Source organism: Brevundimonas terrae (genome assembly GCF_011761985.1).
GTDB lineage: Bacteria > Pseudomonadota > Alphaproteobacteria > Caulobacterales > Caulobacteraceae > Brevundimonas > Brevundimonas terrae.
Map to the genome: position 1 here is coordinate 110,678 of NZ_JAASQT010000006.1, position 18,286 is coordinate 128,963.

Below are 18,286 nucleotides of genomic sequence, written 5' to 3' on the forward strand. Positions count from 1 at the left end.
GCCTAATGCGCGACATTGGACAATCCGCCCTATCCCCTCATTCCTTTTGTCGGAGCAAAGGAGCGGTTCATTCATTCTAACAGTATGGGCGCTTAGACGCCCCGTCTCAGAGAACGGCATTTGTCATGAACGCTTCGGGCGCGCCTTCTTCCGAGTCCCTTGAACGGGACGCCAGCCAGATCAACGCGCGGCATGGCAAAATCGACGCAGGCGAAATTGCAGTCGGCGTAATTTTGGGTCGAACTTCCGAGTTTTTCGACTTTTTCGTCTATGCCATCGCCTCGGTCGTCGTTTTTCCGGCCCTGATCTTCCCCTATGCGGGTCCGCTGGGCGGCACCTTGCTGTCCTTCGCCGTCTTCGCGGTGGCCTTTTTGGCCCGCCCGCTCGGCTCGGCCCTGTTTATTGCCATTGACCGCAAATTCGGTCGCGGCACCAAGCTGACCATCGCCCTGCTGCTTCTGGGCGCGTCGACGGTCTGCCTCGGCTTCCTGCCCAGCTTCCAGACCGCCGGTCACTGGGCCGCGGTCATGCTGATCGTACTGCGTATCGGTCAGGGCGTGGCTCTGGGCGGCACATGGGACGGCATGCCGTCGCTGCTGGCTGTGTCGGCGCCGGCCAACAAAAAGGGCTGGTACGCCATGGTGCCGCAACTGGGCGCACCGCTGGGCCTGATCGTGGCCAGCGCCCTGTTCGCCTATCTGGTGGCCAAGCTGGCACCGCAAGACTTCTATAGCTGGGGCTGGCGCTATCCGTTCTTCGTGGCCTTCGCCATCAACGTGGTGGCCCTGTTTGCCCGCCTGCGTATCGTGGTGACCCCGACCTTCCAGGCCGCCTTCCTCTCCACCGAGTTGAAGCCGACCCCCATCATCTCGACCGTGCGCGAAGAGCACACCAAGATGCTGATCGGTATTTTTGCACCGCTGGCCACCTTTGCCATGTTCCACATGGTGACGGTGTATCCGCTGTCGTGGGTTTACCTCTATACCGAGGAAAATCCGGCCCGCTTCCTGATGATCGAACTAATCGGTGCCTGTTTCGGTGTGGCCGCTATCGTGGCCTCGGGCTGGTTGGCCGACCGTTATGGCCGTCGCAAGCTGGTGGGTGGCTCGGCTGCGGCGATCGCTGCCTTCTCGGGCTTTGCGCCGCAACTGCTGGACGGCGGTGTGGCTGGCGAGCTGACCTATATGATCGTCGGCTTTATCCTTCTGGGTCTGGCCTTTGGTCAGGCTTCGGGCGTCATCGCCAACAGCTTCAACCCGCGTAACCGTTACACCGCCTCGGCCCTGACCTCGGACTTTGCCTGGCTGTTCGGTGCCGGTTTCGCGCCGCTGGCTGCGCTGTGGCTGTCCTCGACCTTCGGTGTCGGTGCGGGTGGTCTTTACCTGCTGTCGGGTGCCGTTGTGACCCTGCTGGTTCTGTGGTGGAATCGCACACTGGCCGCCAGCAACAGCAACGACTGATCCGGTTCTCCGGTATGTCAAAAGGCCCGCCTTCACAGGCGGGCCTTTTTTCATGCGCCATGGGCCGTGGGGGCCTCAGCCTTTGTGCTTGATCGCAAAATCGTGGAACGCCTTCAGATAATCGCCGAGGAATTTGGCGGTATCCGCATTGGCAATGGCCCCATCCTCGCCAATGAGGTCCGGCTTGAACTGCAGATAGACTTCTGTCTGGTTCATCTGGATCACATTCAGAAAGCCCAGCACAGGACGCAGCGCCGCCTGCGCCACCGCCGTACCGATAGCTCCCGGCGAGGTGCCGATGACCGCCACCGGCTTGCCCGCGAAACTGTTGGTGCCCCACGGACGGCTGGCCCAGTCGAGGGCATTTTTCAGACCGCCGGGGATGGAGCGGTTATATTCCGGCGTCACGATCAAAATGGCATCTGCCGCTTCAATCGCGGTCTTCAGGGCACGTCCCTCGGCCGGATAGTCCGCATCATAGTCATAGGAATAGAGCGGCAGATTACCGATCGCGATCTCGCTGAAACTCACCCCCTCGGGGGCAAGCTTTTCCAGCGCACCGGCCAGTTTACGGTTGATGGACGCCTTGGCGAGGCTGCCGATAATAATACCGACCTTGATCGCAGTCATAAGCGGGCTCCGGTTGAAATGGATATGCAGCCTATCAATGCCTGCACACCCAAGCCGTTCCGAAAACCCGCGCTATGACAATCTAGACGCGCACCTCGCGACGGTCGCGGCCCGCCTCGCCAAACACCCGCTGATAGCGTTCGATTTCGGCGGCATCGCCGGTGGCCTTGGCACGGTTGTCCGACAGCTTGACCACCGGACGCCCCGCCGCCTGCGTGACCTTGCACACCAGCGAAATCGGCGACAGTTCCGGCGTTTCAACCGGCGCACAGTCTCGGAAGTCGTTGGTCAGATTGGTGCCCCAGCCAAAGCTGGTCCGCACACGGCCTTTGAAATGGGCATGGGCGGTTTCAATCGTATCGACATCCAGACCATCGGCCAGAACCAGCAACTTGTCCTTGGGGTCCACGCCCTTGGACTTCCACCAGTCCATAATGATCTCGCCGCCCTCGATGGGCGGGGCGCTGTCGGGCCTAAAGCCCTTCCACTCGGCCAGCCATGAGGGCGCATCGGCCAAAAACGCCTCTGTGCCAAACGCATCGGGCAGCACCACCAGCAGATTGCCGTGATAGGTCTGGCGCCATTCTTCCAGCACCCGATAGGGCGCATCGCGCAGGGCGTTATCGTCATCGCCCGCCAAGGCTGCCACCACCATCGGCAGTTCGTGGCCATTGGTGCCGACGGCCTCCATGTCGTTATTCATGGCCAACAGCACATTGGACGTGCCGATAAAGGCATCGCCCAGCCCCGCTTTCATCGCCTCGACACACCATCCCTGCCACAGGAAACCGTGACGGCGGCGGGTGCCGAAATCCGAGATCGACAGGTTTTCCAGCTTACGGAGGCGCTCGATCTTTTCCCACAGCTTGGTCTTGGCGCGCGAATAGAGAATATCCAGTTCGAACCGCCCCAGACGAGCCAGAGCGCCCCGCGCCCGAAGCTCGTTAATGATCGACAGGGCGGGGATTTCCCACAAGGTCACATCGGCCCATGACCCGCTAAAGGTCAGGCGATACTGGCCATCTTCGGTTCTCGCCAGTTCGTATTCGGGCAGTTGATAGGTCGAAAGCCAGGCCAGAAAATCGGGCGTGAAAATCTGCTTCACACCGTAAAACGTATTGCCGCCCAACCAGATCAACTCGCGATTGGTGAACCGCAAGGTGCGGGCATGATCCAGTTGCGCCCGCAGTTCGGCCTCGTCGATTTCCGCCGCCAGCTTCACCGAGGTCGAGCGGTTGATAACGCTGAACGTCACCGGCACATCGCGGAAGCGACGCCAGATCAGTTGCAGCATCAACAGCTTGTAGAAGTCCGTATCCAGCAAGCTGCGGACAATCGGGTCCAGTCGCCAACTATGGTCATAGGCACGTTTGGCCAGATCAACACTGGGCATGGATTAGAGGCTCTCCGGTGCGGGCGGCGCGTCGCCGGTCGTGATGACGCGTCCTTCCTTCTCCGGTTTGATATACGGCGCAGGTGTGGGTGTTGTCATGTTCCCGCGCATCAAAGAACGCCCCGCCGTCATGCCGCCCGCCAGTTGCAAGGTCAGCCGCTCGCGGTCGCGATGGCGGACCTCCTCGATGGTTTCTTCGATCTCGACATCCGGCACATCCAGTTCACGCAGCACCTGCGCCCCGAAGGCCAGAGCCGATTCAAACGTCTCGCGGATTTCAAAATCGACGCCCGCCTGAATAAGCCGTATCGACGCCCCGCGATCAAAGGCCCGCGCATAGACTTTGACATTGGGGAATTCGTGCTTGAGCAACTGCACGATATGGTCGGTGGCCTCGGCATTATCGATGCAGACCAGCACCGCCTCGGCCTTGGTCACACCCGAAGCGCGCAAGGTGTCCAGACGCGTTCCGTCGCCATAATAAACCTTGAAGCCGAAGGTGGCGGCAGCCTGAATCATATCGATGTCTTTTTCGATGATGCTGACATCGACACCGCGCGCCAGCAGCGGCTGTGACACCACCTGCGAGAAACGGCCAAAGCCGATAATCAGCACGCGCCCTTCCAGTTCACTGGCCGCATCCACATCATCGACATCATCAATGCCGCGTTCTTTTTCCGGCGGCATCAGACGCGACAGGGCCAGTGTCGTCAGCGGCGTCAACGCCATCGAAAGGATGACAATGGCCGTCAGGGCCGCGCTGGCCTGTGCGCCGATCACACCGGCTGTGGCCGCCGCGCTATAGAGGACAAAGGCGAACTCGCCCCCTTGCGCGAACAGGGCCGCCCGCTCGATCGCCTCGCGGTTGGAGGCCTTGAAGACGCGGGCCACGACATAGATCACCAGCGCCTTGGCCAGCATGAAGGCGGCCAGCCCTGCCAGCACCACCTTCCAGTCATTGGCCACCACCGACAGGTCCAGCGCCATGCCGACCGACAGGAAGAACAGCCCCAAAAGGATGGCGCGGAACGGCTCTACATCGGCCTCTAACTGATGCCGGAAGGTAGAATCCGACAACAGAACGCCTGCAAGGAAGGCCCCCATGGCCATCGACAGCCCGACCGTATCCAGCAGCCACGCCGTACCGGCCACCACCAGCAGGGCCGAGGCCGTCATCACCTCGCGGCCGCCATTTCGGGCCAGAAAGCCGAACACCGGATTGATCAGATAGCGCCCGAAGGCCAGCACGCCCGCCACGGCCGCAACCGCAAAGACGATGACCTGCCACAGAGGCTCGCCCGTTCCTGTGTCGGCGACGGGGGCCATCTGCGCGCCCATAACCGCAACAATGGCCAGCAGCGGCACGATGGCGAGGTCTTCAAACAAAAGCACCGAAACGGCCCGACGTCCGGCCTCGCTGGCCAACTGGCCGCGTTCCTCCAGCATCTGCATGATGACCGCGGTCGAGGACATGACAAAACCCATCGCCCCGACAAAGGCCACGGGCGCAGACACCCCCGCCGCCATGGCAATCAGGGTCAGGGCCAGACAGGACAATCCGACCTGCGCCGTGCCAAGGCCGAATATCTCGCCCTTCATCGCCCAAAGACGGCTGGGCCGCATCTCCAGTCCGATGATGAACAGGAAGATGACCACGCCGAACTCGGCCACATGCAGGATGGTCTGCGGTTCCTTGACCAGAGCCAGTCCGAACGGGCCAAGCGCCAAACCTGCCACCAGATAGCCCAGCACCGAACCCAGACCGATCTTGCGGAACACCGCCACCCCGACCACGCCTGCACCCAAGAGTGCGGCGACATGGCCCAAACCCATGCCGGCAGTTTCTGCGGCCATGGCCACCCTCGCTTGAATGACGGCCACAGCATCGCAATGAATGCGATCTGCCCTGCCCTTGCCCAATCCGCTTAACGAACAGCCTGTTGGGTCGTTCCCGCACAGTCCTATGCAGAACGGCGCGTGTAAACCGCCTGCGTAAAGCGCTGATCGCCCGCTGCACGCTCGGGGGAACCGCCAGCCTGTTCCATGCCTTTGAACAGCATACCTGTCGTCGTCCCCCAAGGAGCCGTTATGAAAATCCGTGACCTTATGAGCCGTGATATCCATGTCGCCCGCCCCGAAGACAGCCTTCAGCATGTGGCTCGCCGTATGGCCGATGGTGATTTCGGCTTCATGCCTGTGGTGGAGGGCGAACGCCTGATCGGCACCGTTACCGACCGCGATATCGCCGTGCGGGCCGTCGCCACGGGGGCCGGACCCGAACAGGCGGTATCGGAATTCCTGTCGCGCGATGCCATTACGGTTCTGGATACGGACGAGCTGAAAATCGCGCTGGACCTGATGAGCCGTGCGCGTATCCGCCGCCTGCCTGTCATAGACAAAAATGCGCGACTGGTCGGCGTCGTGTCGCTTGGCGACCTGTCCGTAAAGGTTAAGGAACGCTATGCCGGAGAGGCTCTGGAAAGCATATCCCAGCCATAAACCACTGAATCACGACGTTATTCATAGCCAACCCCGTTCAGGCTCGGTAACCATCTCTCCCAAGAGGTCGATAACCGCTATCGGCTAAGGTTACCGACCTGAAGGTACGGGGTAGGCTTGATGGCACGCGCACAATTCCAAAAAGGTCAGAAGGTCTGGGTCGAGAGCGTCGGCCTGTGGGCCGAAATCGAGCGGGTCATCCCTGTCTGGGCCAAAGGCTTTGAAGAGCCTGTGCGTGTCACCTACGAACTGGGTCTGGGGCGCGAATTCCAGAACCACGAACTGCAATCGCCCGAAAGCGAGGCGCTGAGCAGCAATCTGGGCACTTGGCGCGTCTTGCGCGCGCGCAACAAGTGGCAGGACCAGAATGACTGCGCCCACCACCCCTTCCCCGGCAGCTATCCGGTCGTCGTCACCGACGATGCCGACTGGGGCGGCTGGCGCGTGCCGGGTGCCGAATATGACCGTCTGCCCGAGAAAATCGAGCAACAGGCCCGCATCATTGCCTGTGCGCCGCAAATGCTCAACCTCCTCAACCAACTGGTCGAGAGCGTGGACGAGGCCCCTGACGATGCGCCGCCCGAGACGCGCCGTCTGGCCGATGCCGCCAAGTCCGTCCTGCGCCGTATCCAGACCCAGCCCCTGCCGCCACGCAAAACGGCCCCCGCCGGAAAACCGGAAGCAACCCCCATCGCCAATAGCGACGAGACGCTCGCCTAAGGTCTTCCTCTTCGTCGCGACAGGCGGCTCTCGACACAGCTCGGCAAAACAGCCTAGGTTTCCCTTATTCGAACACGGATAGGGAGCCTTCGTTGTGCGGGGAATAGAGCGCCGCAGCGATGGACGGGGAAGACGAACCACAGACCATCCGGGTCTATGGGGTCGTCCCTATGAACGCGCCCTGTTTCTGGCGGCTCTGCTGATCCTGTCCATGGCCCTGTTGCTGGTCGCAAGGGACCAGTCCCGGCCGGAACGCGAACTGGATGTTCTCAACCACGATACGCTGGTTCTGGATGCCAGACTTTATGCCCAGAGCACCGCACAGCAACTGACCGGTCTGGACCGGTTGCTGGATCAGGCACAAACCCAACTGACCCAGACACCCCTCCAGCCTCTGCAAGCGCTGGAAACGGCTGTCGCCAGTCTACCGGACAGCGGAATCCTTTTGTCTACAGCACAGGGCACGCCACTGGTGGCCGTGGGACAAAAGCCTGCCCAGAGCTATAATAATGCCCAAGGGGCCACCCTTACCGACGGATATTTGAACCTTGGCCGTACCCTTGCCAATGGCCAGCGCCTGAATGCCGGTATCAAGGCACACGGCATCGCGCCTACAGGTCAGGATGTCCGTCTGGAGCTGAGGCCCGTCGCGCAACTGCCACCCGAACTGTTCAGCAGCCCGACGGGGGTGGTACTGCCCGACCCGCAAGGCAAGGATCGCGTGAATACCGCAGTCAGGATCGGAGACAGCGGGCTGGCCGTGGTGGCCGACCGCCCTGCCCGATCCTTGCTCGACCGCTGGCGCGATGATGCCAGCCTGCTGGTGATCCCCTTGGCGCTCGGCGTGGCCCTGTTGTTGTTTCTGGCCCTGCAAACCTTCCGGCAGGATCGGACGTCGCGCCAGTGGGCCGATACCGAGCGCCGCTTCCGCATTGCCGTCGAGGCGGCCCAGTGCGGGGTGTGGGACTGGGATATTGAAAAGGGCCAGTTGCAATTATCGGACTATATGGCCGCGCTGCTGGACCTGCCCGCCGGAACCAGCCTGACGACCGATGCACTGGTCCAGCGTATCCACCCGCGTTTTCGCGACAGCTTTGCCTCGGCTCTTGGGCAGGCCCGCGAGAGCGGCCATTTCGATCTGGCCTTCCCCGTCACCCTGAACGACGGCAGCCTGCGCTGGATCGATGCGCGCGGGCGCTCGCGCGGACAACGGGCGGGTAGGCCGCACCGCCAGATTATGGGTATCGCGCTGGATATCACCGAGGCGCGCCGCGCCAAGGCCCGCGCCAAGGCCGCCGAGGAGCGGCTGGTGGATGGCATCCAGAGCGTCTCGGATGCCTTTGTCCTGTTCGACCGTCAGGGTCATCTGGTCATGTGGAACCAGGCGTTTCAGGATGCCTTCGATTTTCCGGCGGACGCCCTTTATCGCGGGGCACTCAAAAACGATCTGAACCGTATCGCCGCGCAGGCCATCCGTACCGAGAACCGCCCCGAGCCGCGCCGTGCAGGGGTCCGTGAAGTCGCCCTGAAGGACGGGCGGTGGCTACAGATGACCGAACGCTATACCGGCGATGGCGGTACCGTAGTGATCGCCGCCGATGTGACCCTGATCCGCCAGCAGGAACATGACCGCCGTCGCGCCGCCGAAGAACTGCAACGTACGGTCACCGAACTGCGCGCCAGCCGTTCGCGCCTGTCCACACTGGCCACCGAATACGAAGCGGCCATGACCCGCGCCGAGGCCGCCAGCCAGTCCAAGTCAGAGTTTCTGGCCAATATGAGCCATGAACTGCGTACACCGCTTAACGCCATTAACGGGTTTTCCGAAATCATGGCGGGCGAGATGTTCGGCCCGCTGGGGGATCGTCGCTACAAGGGCTATGCGCTCGACATCCATAATTCGGGCAAGCACCTGCTCAGCCTGATCAACGACATTCTCGACATGGCCAAGATCGAGGCGGGCAAGCATAACCTGCATTACGAGCGTACCGATCTGGCGGCACTGGGGCGCGAGGTGGTGCGTCTGATGCGCGGGCGGGCCGAAGAGGCGGGACTGGCACTGGCGCTGGATTCAACCGGCATGCTCGAAGCCGAGGTCGATTTGCGCGGCATGAAACAGGTGTTCCTGAACCTTGTTTCCAACGCCATCAAATTCACTCCGCGCGCAGGGCGTGTGATGCTGATGCTGACGCCACTGATCGAGCGTCCGGGCTATATTCGGGTGGCCATCAAGGATACCGGCATCGGCATTGCCGCCGACGATATCAAACGGCTGGCCCAGCCCTTTGTGCAGGTCGAGAACCAGCACGCCAAGACCACGCAGGGCACCGGTCTGGGGCTGGCCCTGACCAAGTCCCTCATCGAGATGCACGGGGCCAGCATGGTGATCGAAAGCGAGCCGAGCATAGGCACGACAGTCTGGTTCGACCTGCCGGTCAGGGCCAATACGGGGCCGGACACCCTGCCGGATCCGCATGCAGACGATGCGATGGTATCCGCCGCCTAGTGCGGGTGGCCGCTAATTCCCCTAGCGGTTTCTACTAGCGTTTTTCTGGTGGCTTTTCGGTCGGCGACGTCTTGGAATGGCTGTGCGGGCGATGGCGCGACAGGATACGCGCCAAGGCCTTGCGATCCTCGGCCTTCTGGTCGTTCAGGATTTCCACGGCGCCGGATTCCAGACGCGCACGCCCGCGCATTTCGGACGCCCGCGACTGCTCCAGCAGTCCTGCCACCATCACAGCATCGAAATCATCCGAAGCGGTGATGGCAATAGCCTGACGGCGAGCCTCCCGCGCTTCTTGAAAGTCGGGACGCGCCGCCATGGCCACCTGACGCAGACGCACCTCTATAGCCCCGGCCACCTCCGGTGATCGGGTGCTGACGACCTCCATCAGCGAATCTGTGCGGGTCGTGCGGGTCATGCGCTCGGCCTCGCGGGTTTCGCGCGCCGTCAGCCAGACCGCTGTACCACCTGCAACCAGAAACACATTGAGCGCCACCGATGCGACCAGTGCCAGCTTGATCTTGCGCGAAGCCATTAGCGAGGCACCTCCAAAGACGCCATTTCCAGCCCCAGCACCTCGGTATCATCGGCACCTTGCAGACTGGCTTGATAGAAGACGGTTTCGGCCTGCATCGGCGCGGCGAGATGCTGGGCCAGACCTACGCCGAGCAAGGCACCGGCCACAGCCGTCGCCATAACCCCCGCCCCCGACCACAGGGTCCATGCGGACCACAGGCCTTGCGGGCGACGACGAGCCTTCAGCCCCGCCCCGACCGCCGAGGCCAGAACCCGTTCGCGCAGGTCGGCGCTGGCCGTCACCGCAGGCAGGCTCAACAGATCATCCAGAGCCTCGGCACCGGACCAAAGCGTTTGCAGGTGCGGATTGTCGGCCAGTGCCAGACGCGCCTGTGCGACCTCGTCCTGCGGCCAGCAGGTCCAGCGTGCGCCATAGGCATCCAGAAGATGTATAAATCGGTCTTCAGTCATCATCGTCTCATGCCCCCCGCCTTGTCTGTCTCGGTGCCATATCGGCCAGCGAAAGCCGCAAACTGCGCCTCGCCCGCGATAAAAGGCTTTCCAGTGCCTCGACGCTGACCCCCATCAAATGCGCCGCTTCGATATTGCCCAGTTCCTGATAGTGACACAGAACGATAGCCTCGCGTTGTCGTTCCGGCAGTTTCAACAAAACCGACTGGACCCGGGCTCCGGTCTCGGCGGCCAACAGCCCCCGATCCGGTGCCGGTGAATCGTCCACCATTTCGGGGATGCGATCGATTGGCGTCTCGCGCTTGCGGCGCAAGCGGTCGTAGCACAGATTCAGCCCCACCCGATGTAGCCATGTATCGAAGCGGGCCTGTCCCGGTCGCCATTTTGGGGCCTGTTTCCAGACCCGCAACATGGCTTCCTGCGCCACATCCTCGGCCTCTACGGGATCGCCCAACATGCGCGTGGCCAGCGACAGAAGACGCGGCAGCTTGCGGGCCACCATGGCCTGAATGGCCGCGGGATCGCCCACGGCCACACGGCGCAAAAGTTCTTCGTCGGGATCGGCGGATGGCGCCAAGCCTGCCTCGCACATAGTTAAACTGTCGGGCGGACGACCGCGCCGCCTTCCCCGTCACGACCCTACTCCGAAACCGGCATCGAAGGCGACGGCTGACGCGCGGTTCGTTCGCCGCGTCGTGATTCACGCATCGTCTGACGGGCGGCGCGGCGTTCCTCGGCGCTCAGCTGACCGTCGCGGTTGGCATCCATCTGGGCGAAGCTTTCGCGGGCCTTTTGCTCGACGCTGGCAATATCGACCGTGCGGTCCGCCATAGCCTGCATACGCCCCTCGCCCCGTTGATGGCTCCCATGCCCTGCCATGCGACGCGCATTATGACGGGCACCCTCGCCGCGGGTGCGCGACATATGGCCCATCTGTGCGTGGTCCGCCGTAAACTCTTCGCGGCTGATCTGGCCGTCGGCATTGGTGTCCAGACGGGTAAAGCGCGCCTCCATGCGCTCGGTACGCATCTTCTGGCGCTGGGCAAGGCGTTCCTCGGCGGATACCTGACCATCGCCATTGGCATCGGCGGCACGCAAGGCCTGTGTGCGGCGGGCGACAAAGTCAGCCTCGCTGATGCTGGCCTGTGCGCGTTCCATGCGCGGCATAGCCTCTTGCGCCACAGCAGGTACCGCCACGGCCACCAGCGAAAACACCGCCAAACTGCTCAGTAATTGTTTCATCTCTCATGGTCTCCATTGGGCATCTTCAGCCCGATGTTGTCCCCGTCAGAGAGATTGAACGCATACGAATCAGTTTTCCGTCGCGCTTTCCTCATTGTCGGTAGAGACAGCCGACGGCAGTACATGGTCCAGATGCGCCCGCGCCTGTTTGCGGATGTCGGAAATACTGACCTTTAGCGCCTCGAAATCCGGCTCGCCCACCACCTCGGCCAGCTTTTTCTGGAAGCCCGCCGGTTCCTGATCCAGATCGACCCGCTCGCCAAAGGCGCAGGTCATCACCTGTCCGACATGCTGGTGCAGCATCCATGTGCGGGCCATGACCGGATCATCGGCCAAGGCTTCCAGCGTCGAATTGGTCAAAGGCCCGCCCGAGGCCGCCTGCATCAACTGGCGGTACTGGCCGACAAATTCGGCATCGACCTGTGCACCTGCGCTGAGTTTTAAATCCCAGAAGCCGCGTGGCCGACGCTCGCGCTCCATCAGGTCGCGCATCTTGCGGACATCGGCGGCCACATCGACACCGGGACGCGGACGACGCAGCACATCCTCCAGCGTCTGCTGAACCTGTACCGCAAACTCGGGACTGGTCGCCCACACCACCCGCGCGCGGGTCAGGGCCATAAACTCCCATGTGTCGGCTTCATCGGCATAATAGTCGATCATGCTGCCAAGGCGCACCGATACCGGCCCTTTAGAACCCGTCGGGCGCAGGCGCATGTCCACTTCGTAAAGCCCGCCCTCGGCTGTGTGCGCCGACAGGGCCGCAATCAGCCTCTGGGTAAAGCGGCCATAAAAGGTTTCCGCACCCCAGCCCTTGCCCTCGGTCACGGCATCGTTCGGGGCATTATAGAGGGTCATCAGATCAAGATCCGACCCCAGCGACATCTCGCGCGAGCCGGCCTTGCCCAGCGCCACCACCGCCACCTCGCCCCCGCCAAGCGCACCGCCCATGCGTGTGGCCTCGGCCAAGGCCGCCACCGACAGGGCCTGAATACAGGCATCGGCCAGCGACGTGGTGGTCCAGCCCGCCTGACAGGCCGAAACGCGGCCCGTAATGATGTTCATGCCGATGCGGAAAGCCTGCTCGCGGTGATGCTGGCGCACCACATTCATCGTGCTTTCGAAATCGCCCGCCTCGGCGGCTTCCTCGACCAGTTGGGCAGCAACGCCCGTATCCTCGCCCAAGGGCGTCAGAAAGCGGGCATCCAGTACGCCGTCCAGCGCCTGTGGCTGACGGCCCAATACCCGCGCCAGACGCGGGGCAAAGGCCATGATCCCCACCACCATGTCGAACAAACGCGGCTGGTTCAGGAACAGGGCCTGCACCTGCACGCCGGTTTTCAGGCCGGAAAAGAAGGTGGCAAAACGGGTAAAAGCCACATCGGGCGCGCCGGTCGCGGCGGCAGCTTCCAACAGGCGCGGCGCAAGGCGGGTGAACAGTTCACGCCCCCGTGCCGTACGCGTGGCCTGAATACGGCCATGGTGCCAGCTACGGATGGTGTCCGAAACGCTGGACGCCTCGACAAAGCCCATACGACGCAGGGTTTCCAATGTGCCGGGGTCGTTTTCAACGCCGGTAAAAACCAGACTGCCATATTCGGAGGACAACTGCTCGCCGCCCTCGAACAACTGGCCATAGATGTGGTTCACACTGACCAGCAGCTCTCCGATATGGCGGTCAAACTCGGCCAGATCGTCCTGTCCGTAAAGGGCCGCCACCTTGGCGCGGCGATCATCATCGACCGGCAGGGCGTGGGCCTGTTCGTCCTCCAGCATCTGCACGCGGTGTTCCAGATCGCGCAGTACGCGATAGGCGGCATTCAACTGCTCGCAGGTCTGTGGTGTGACATGGCCCGCCTCGGTCAGAGCCGCCAGCGCATCCAAGGTACGCGGGCTTCTGAGGGCCGGATTGCGTCCGCCAAGGATCAGTTGCTGGGTCTGGACGAAGAACTCGATCTCGCGGATACCGCCGCGCCCCAGTTTCAGATTGGCCCCTGCGGCGTCCAACCCTTCGCCGGTCTTGTAGGTGTGGATCTGTTTCTTGATCGACTGGATGTCCAGCACGGCCTGATAATCGAGGCTGCGGCGCCAGATAAAGGGTTGGAGATGGTCCAGAAACACCTCGCCCGCCGCCATATCACCGGCGCAGACGCGGGCCTTGATAAAGGCGGCCCGCTCCCAGTTCTGGCCGACGCTCTCATAATAGGCCAGCGCCATCGGGGCCGACACCACCGGCGGGGTCGATGACGGATCGGGACGCAGACGCAGGTCCACACGGAACACATAGCCCTCGCCCGTGCGCTCGGTCAGCAGGGTCGCCATGCCCTGTGCCAGACGGTTGCAGAAGTTCTGCACCTCCACGCTGTCATCCAGAACCGCCGACAGCACATCGGGATCATAAAACAGGCTGAGATCGATATCGGACGAATAGTTCAGCTCGAACGCCCCGCCCTTGCCCATGGCCAGCGCAAACAGGCCGGGCACAGGGCCGCGTGGATCATCGGCATGCGATAACAGCTTGCCGCGCCTGCGCCAGTCGGAGGCTGCTGAACGCAAGGCCGTCTGGGCCGCCGCATCGGCAAAACGGGCAATGGCCGAGGTGACCTGATCCAGCGACCATGCCCCGCCCAGATCGGCCAGCGCCGTCATCAAATGCAGTTCGGCCTTGAACAGACGCAGCGGCGATTTCGTCTCGTCCGGCGGGCCTTCAAGCGACAGCGTCTTTTCCAGCAGGCGTTCCACCCTCTGGTCCGGATCGCCCGTCAGAACCTCGTGCAGCATTGCTGGCCAGCGACGGGCGATGCCGCCCAGATAGGACGAGGCTGCAAACACAGGTGCCAGAGACGGCCATGCCAGTTCCAGATCACCCTGCCAGCCCTGTTCCTGCGCCGTCTCGTGCAGCCGCTCATAAAGGCGGGCGGCGGCGTCCGGATCGCTGACAGGGCCGCACGGGCTGATACGGGCGATCAGGGACTGGGTGTCTAGGGTCATACTGTTTCGTCAGGCGGTTTGATCGGGTGCCTCGGCAGGCGGCAGGACCAGTGCAACACGAAGACCGGGCCCGCGTCCATCATAAGCGCCCGGCCCCTCGGCCAATTCGATACGCCCGCAATGGGCCTCGGCCACAGCCGTCACCAGCGACAGGCCCAGACCCGAGCCGGGCTCGGTACGGCTGCTGTCCAGACGCACAAAGCGTTGCAGCACCCGTTCGCGGTCTTCTTCGGGGATGCCGGGGCCATTATCGGTGACCGAATATTCGATCTCGCCATTGGCCTTGCGACGCGCACGGAACATCACCGCCCCGCCCGCAGGGGTATATTTGATGGCGTTATCGATCAGATTGGCCAGTGCCTGTGCGAGGAAGGGATGGTTACCCTCGACGAACAGGCCCTCTTCGATTTTCGAGGCGAACTCGATGTCTTTTTCTTCGCCCGCATATTCGTAAAGCTCGGCCATGTCGCGGCCCAGAATGGCGGCATCGAACACCTTGGGATCGGGCGCACCACCGGCTTGCAGTCGGGCAATGGCCAGCACGGTGTTAAAGGTCTTGAGCAGGCTGTCGGCCTCGCCCAAGGCCAGTTCCAGTGCATCGACACCGGACACCTTGCCCGCCTCGGCATCGATCAGCGCCACCTCCAGCTTGGCCCGCATACGGGTCAGCGGAGAGCGCAGATCATGGGCAATGGCATCACCCGCATGGCGGATAGAGGCCATCGAGCCTTCGAGCCTGTCCAGCATGGTGTTCAGGCCGATGGAAAGCTCGTCCAGTTCGTCGCCCGAATGTTTGACGGGGACACGAACCTTCAGATTGCCTTCCTGTACGGCACCGACCACGCGGTTCAGTCGCCCCATCGCCACTTCCACGCGGCGGCTGACCAGCAAACCACCGCCAATGCCCAGCACCAGCACAAAGAACATGGCCAGCCATAGGGCCTGGGTCAGCCGCGACAGATAGGCTTCGATATCGCCGACATCCTCGCCGACGAACAGATGCTCGCCCCCCGACAGCGCGGTGTCGATGCCGATGGACTGGCGTTTTTGCACGCGCCCCTCGGCATCGGTATCGGTCAGGCGGAAGGCTTCCCACTCGCCGCTGTCCACGCCGTCGGGAATGTCGGAAATATTGGCCGTGACGACTTTGCCGTCCGCATCGCGCAGGCGGTACAGATATTTATCCCCGCGCAAAGTGCGATCCACCAGCGCCTGATTGAGCGCATTGCCGCCACGCGTGCGATAGATGGCCACGAGGGTTTCCACCTCGGCGCGCACACTGGCCTCGGCCCGCGCCCGCGCCTCGGACGCCGAGGCCATATAGACATAGGCCATCACCGCGCTGGCCGTGGCCACGAACAGGGCCAGGAACAGCAGCGTCAGACGAAACGGGGTCCGTCTAAAGAGGGATGGCAGATGCATGTGAGGGCTTAGGCCTCCAGCCGGTACCCCGCGCCGCGCACGGTTTGCAGCATGGCGTGGTCAAAGCCCTTGTCGATCTTGGAACGCAGGCGGCTGATATGCACGTCGATGACATTGGTCTGGGGGTCGAAATGGTATTCCCACACCTTCTCCAGCAGCATGGTGCGCGTCACCGACTGGCCCGCATTTCGCATCAGATATTCCAGAAGCTGGAACTCACGCGGTTGCAGGTCGATATCCTGACCCGAGCGGTGCACGGTGCGCGCGATCAGGTTCATTTCCAGATCACCGACCTTGAGCACGGTCTGCACGCCGCCTGTCTCGCGGCGACGGGCCAGAGCCTCGACGCGGGCGATCAGTTCGGCAAAGGCATAGGGCTTGACCAGATAGTCATCGGCACCGGCTTTCAGACCGACCACGCGGTCCTCGACCTCGCCCAGCGCCGACAGGAACAGCACCGGTGTCTGGTCGCCGCCCTTACGCAGGGTTTCCACCATGCCGATACCGTCAAGGCGCGGCATCATGCGGTCCACGACATAGACGTCATAGCCGCCCTTTTGCGCTTCCAGCAGGCCGAACGCGCCGTCAACCGCATGGGTAGCCTCGTGTCCGGCTTCGGTTAGTCCGCGAACCATAGCGGTTGCGGCCTCGGCGTCATCTTCGACAACCAGAATACGCATTGTCCCCTCCAGAAAAGAAATCGGCGGCAAACATAACCGATTGCCGCCGAAATCCACAGTTAAGGCTTCGTCAGATTTCCATCCGACTTCACCGGTTTAGTCCTTCTTGGCCAGCGGCAGCACCAGCGAGCGGTTATTGCCCTGATAGAGGACCATCAGCAGCACGCTGGGCCGCCCCGACGTGCGGGCCGCCTCGACCGCCGTGCGGAACTCGGCGGGTGTGGTCACGGCGCGGTTATTGGCGCGGAAGATCACCAGACCGGCCGGAATGCCCAACTTGCCCGCTTCGGACGATGCATCGACCGCCGTGACAACCACGCCGTTCACATCGTCAGGGATGTTGTGGCGCTGGCGCAGGGCTGCAGTCAGGGCCGTGACGGTCACGCCCTCGACCTCGGTGCCGACCGTTGCATTCGGTGCGGCTTCCGGTGTGTCTTCACCTTCAAGCTGCTGGTTCAGGCTTTCTTCGGACGGACGACGGCCCGCACGGATGTCCACGGTCTGGCGACGGCCTTCACGCAGCACTTCCAGACGCAGACGATCACCCGGCTTGGCATTGGCCACGCGGCGGGTCAGGCTGGAAGCCCCATCGACCGCCTCGCCATTGATCGAGGTAACGATGTCTTCTTCCTGCAAGCCGCCTTCAGCTGCCGGAGAGCCTGCCGTCACCTGGGCCACGAACGCGCCCTTGGTATTGGCATCCAGACCGAGCGCTTCTTTCACTTCCGGTTGCAGATCGCTGATCTGCACGCCCAGATAGCCGCGCTCGATGGTTTCGCCCTTGATCAGGCGATCGGTGATTTCCTTGGCCGTCTTGGCCGGAATGGCAAAGCCGATGCCGACACTGCCGCCCGATGGCGAGAAGATCGCCGTGTTCACACCGATCACGCGACCATAGATGTCAAAGGTCGGGCCACCCGAATTGCCACGGTTGATGGCCGCGTCGATCTGCAGGAAGTCATTGGCCACGCCACCGCCGATATCGCGCGACTTGGCCGAGACGATACCCGCCGTGGCGGTGCCGCCCAGACCGAACGGGTTGCCGACCGCGATGACCCAGTCACCGACGCGCGGTTCGGACGCTTCTTCGAACGACACGAACGGGAAGGAATCGCCTTCAATCTTGATGACGGCCAAGTCGGAGGCTTCGTCACGACCGATCAGGCGGGCCTTGAAGGTACGACCGTCGCTGAGCTTGACGCTGATTTCCTCGGCATTGGCCACGACGTGGTTATTGGTGACGATGGTACCGTCAGCCGAAATAAAGAAGCCCGAGCCACTGCCCGGAGCCAGTTGGGTTTCCGGCTCGACCTTGGAGTCGCCCTCTTGCGGGGGGACCAGGAACGGGAACGGGAAGCCCGGCATCTGCATGGTGCGCGGACGCTGTACGCGCGTCTTCACATCGATCTGCACCACGGCCGGTGCAACCTGCTGGAAGATGTCGGCAAAGCTGAGCGGCGCGCCCTGTGGCGGCGCAAAGGCCAGACCTGCAGCCCCTGCCGAGGGGATCAGGCGCGAAGCCGATGCAGGAGCCGCCTCGGCTCCCGGCCACTGGATGACGCCACCCGCCGTCGCCGCTGCGGCGAAGGTCAGGCCCACGGCGGCCCCCAGAATGAACTCCTTGCGTTTCAGCATCGTCGTCCTTGTAGTCTAAGATCGGGAATACACGGGATTCCCCGCATAACGGATATAGGGCGTCATCGCAGATGCCAATGGCTGACACGCGAATGAGGCGCTGAAATCGTTTGCCCCCGACCAC

General features: G+C 62.7%; 15 protein-coding genes. 4 read left to right on the plus strand and 11 right to left on the minus strand.

Annotated features, from left to right (window positions below; translation table 11 throughout):
• The first annotated feature begins 125 nt into the window (after positions 1 to 125).
• Positions 126 to 1,460 (plus strand): MFS transporter, encoded by a 1,335-nt coding sequence (locus FHS64_RS12550; protein WP_167178816.1) that lies wholly within the window; start codon positions 126 to 128, stop codon positions 1,458 to 1,460.
• A 75-nt stretch (positions 1,461 to 1,535) separates the two neighbouring features.
• Here the strand turns inward: FHS64_RS12550 and FHS64_RS12555 are convergent, their stop codons facing one another.
• The 3 genes from FHS64_RS12555 to FHS64_RS12565 form a co-directional block, all read right to left on the minus strand.
• Complete coding sequence (locus FHS64_RS12555; protein WP_167178818.1) at positions 1,536 to 2,090, minus strand: NADPH-dependent FMN reductase; 555 nt, start codon at positions 2,088 to 2,090, stop codon at positions 1,536 to 1,538.
• An 82-nt stretch (positions 2,091 to 2,172) separates the two neighbouring features.
• Positions 2,173 to 3,483 carry a nicotinate phosphoribosyltransferase gene (gene pncB, locus FHS64_RS12560; protein ID WP_167178820.1) on the minus strand — a complete coding sequence of 437 codons (1,311 nt, stop codon included), beginning with the start codon at positions 3,481 to 3,483 and terminating at the stop codon, positions 2,173 to 2,175.
• A gap of 3 nt (positions 3,484 to 3,486) precedes the next feature.
• Positions 3,487 to 5,337, minus strand: coding sequence for a monovalent cation:proton antiporter-2 (CPA2) family protein (locus FHS64_RS12565; RefSeq protein ID WP_167178822.1), 1,851 nt, complete (start codon positions 5,335 to 5,337; stop codon positions 3,487 to 3,489).
• A gap of 234 nt (positions 5,338 to 5,571) precedes the next feature.
• Here FHS64_RS12565 and FHS64_RS12570 point away from each other — a divergent pair, with 234 nt between their 5' ends.
• The 3 genes from FHS64_RS12570 to FHS64_RS12580 all read left to right on the plus strand — a co-directional run bounded on the left by FHS64_RS12570 (position 5,572) and on the right by FHS64_RS12580 (position 9,208).
• Complete coding sequence (locus tag FHS64_RS12570) at positions 5,572 to 5,982, plus strand: CBS domain-containing protein (RefSeq protein ID WP_167178824.1); 411 nt, start codon at positions 5,572 to 5,574, stop codon at positions 5,980 to 5,982.
• A gap of 120 nt (positions 5,983 to 6,102) precedes the next feature.
• Entirely contained in the window at positions 6,103 to 6,702 is a 600-nt protein-coding gene (locus FHS64_RS12575) for a hypothetical protein (protein WP_167178826.1), read from the plus strand.
• Positions 6,703 to 6,796: 94 nt separating this feature from the next.
• Positions 6,797 to 9,208: an ATP-binding protein gene (locus FHS64_RS12580; protein ID WP_167178828.1), complete on the plus strand. Its 2,412-nt coding sequence runs from the start codon at positions 6,797 to 6,799 to the stop codon at positions 9,206 to 9,208.
• A gap of 34 nt (positions 9,209 to 9,242) precedes the next feature.
• Here the strand turns inward: FHS64_RS12580 and FHS64_RS12585 are convergent, their stop codons facing one another.
• From FHS64_RS12585 to FHS64_RS12620, 8 genes are all read right to left on the minus strand, one after another.
• Positions 9,243 to 9,740, minus strand: coding sequence for a periplasmic heavy metal sensor (locus tag FHS64_RS12585; protein WP_167178830.1), 498 nt, complete (start codon positions 9,738 to 9,740; stop codon positions 9,243 to 9,245).
• Positions 9,740 to 10,192: a hypothetical protein gene (locus FHS64_RS12590; RefSeq protein WP_167178832.1), complete on the minus strand. Its 453-nt coding sequence runs from the start codon at positions 10,190 to 10,192 to the stop codon at positions 9,740 to 9,742. Before FHS64_RS12590 ends, FHS64_RS12585 begins: the two co-directional genes overlap by 1 nt.
• 7 nt (positions 10,193 to 10,199) lie before the next feature.
• Positions 10,200 to 10,769, minus strand: a complete 570-nt coding sequence (locus FHS64_RS12595) for an RNA polymerase sigma factor (RefSeq protein WP_243862966.1) — start codon at positions 10,767 to 10,769, stop codon at positions 10,200 to 10,202.
• A 62-nt stretch (positions 10,770 to 10,831) separates the two neighbouring features.
• Positions 10,832 to 11,434, minus strand: a complete 603-nt coding sequence (locus FHS64_RS12600) for an EF-hand domain-containing protein (RefSeq protein ID WP_167178836.1) — start codon at positions 11,432 to 11,434, stop codon at positions 10,832 to 10,834.
• 69 nt (positions 11,435 to 11,503) lie between these two features.
• Complete coding sequence (locus tag FHS64_RS12605; RefSeq protein WP_167178838.1) at positions 11,504 to 14,425, minus strand: bifunctional [glutamine synthetase] adenylyltransferase/[glutamine synthetase]-adenylyl-L-tyrosine phosphorylase; 2,922 nt, start codon at positions 14,423 to 14,425, stop codon at positions 11,504 to 11,506.
• 9 nt (positions 14,426 to 14,434) lie between these two features.
• Positions 14,435 to 15,847: a sensor histidine kinase gene (locus FHS64_RS12610; protein WP_167178840.1), complete on the minus strand. Its 1,413-nt coding sequence runs from the start codon at positions 15,845 to 15,847 to the stop codon at positions 14,435 to 14,437.
• Between the two features lie 8 nt (positions 15,848 to 15,855).
• Positions 15,856 to 16,527 (minus strand): response regulator transcription factor, encoded by a 672-nt coding sequence (locus FHS64_RS12615; protein WP_167178842.1) that lies wholly within the window; start codon positions 16,525 to 16,527, stop codon positions 15,856 to 15,858.
• Positions 16,528 to 16,623: 96 nt separating this feature from the next.
• Complete coding sequence (locus tag FHS64_RS12620; protein ID WP_167178844.1) at positions 16,624 to 18,162, minus strand: Do family serine endopeptidase; 1,539 nt, start codon at positions 18,160 to 18,162, stop codon at positions 16,624 to 16,626.
• Positions 18,163 to 18,286 lie beyond the last annotated feature (124 nt).

What these genes read in the sequence shown, in the direction of transcription:
- FHS64_RS12550 (WP_167178816.1), top strand. Translation starts at nt 126, where the DNA reads ATGAACGCTTCGGGCGCGCCTTCTTCCGAGTCCCTTGAACGGGACGCC.
- FHS64_RS12555 (WP_167178818.1), bottom strand. Translation starts at nt 2,090, where the DNA reads ATGACTGCGATCAAGGTCGGTATTATTATCGGCAGCCTCGCCAAGGCG.
- pncB (WP_167178820.1), bottom strand. Translation starts at nt 3,483, where the DNA reads ATGCCCAGTGTTGATCTGGCCAAACGTGCCTATGACCATAGTTGGCGA.
- FHS64_RS12565 (WP_167178822.1), bottom strand. Translation starts at nt 5,337, where the DNA reads ATGGCCGCAGAAACTGCCGGCATGGGTTTGGGCCATGTCGCCGCACTC.
- FHS64_RS12570 (WP_167178824.1), top strand. Translation starts at nt 5,572, where the DNA reads ATGAAAATCCGTGACCTTATGAGCCGTGATATCCATGTCGCCCGCCCC.
- FHS64_RS12575 (WP_167178826.1), top strand. Translation starts at nt 6,103, where the DNA reads ATGGCACGCGCACAATTCCAAAAAGGTCAGAAGGTCTGGGTCGAGAGC.
- FHS64_RS12585 (WP_167178830.1), bottom strand. Translation starts at nt 9,740, where the DNA reads ATGGCTTCGCGCAAGATCAAGCTGGCACTGGTCGCATCGGTGGCGCTC.
- FHS64_RS12590 (WP_167178832.1), bottom strand. Translation starts at nt 10,192, where the DNA reads ATGACTGAAGACCGATTTATACATCTTCTGGATGCCTATGGCGCACGC.
- FHS64_RS12600 (WP_167178836.1), bottom strand. Translation starts at nt 11,434, where the DNA reads ATGAAACAATTACTGAGCAGTTTGGCGGTGTTTTCGCTGGTGGCCGTG.
- FHS64_RS12605 (WP_167178838.1), bottom strand. Translation starts at nt 14,425, where the DNA reads ATGACCCTAGACACCCAGTCCCTGATCGCCCGTATCAGCCCGTGCGGC.
- FHS64_RS12610 (WP_167178840.1), bottom strand. Translation starts at nt 15,847, where the DNA reads ATGCATCTGCCATCCCTCTTTAGACGGACCCCGTTTCGTCTGACGCTG.
- FHS64_RS12615 (WP_167178842.1), bottom strand. Translation starts at nt 16,527, where the DNA reads ATGCGTATTCTGGTTGTCGAAGATGACGCCGAGGCCGCAACCGCTATG.
- FHS64_RS12620 (WP_167178844.1), bottom strand. Translation starts at nt 18,162, where the DNA reads ATGCTGAAACGCAAGGAGTTCATTCTGGGGGCCGCCGTGGGCCTGACC.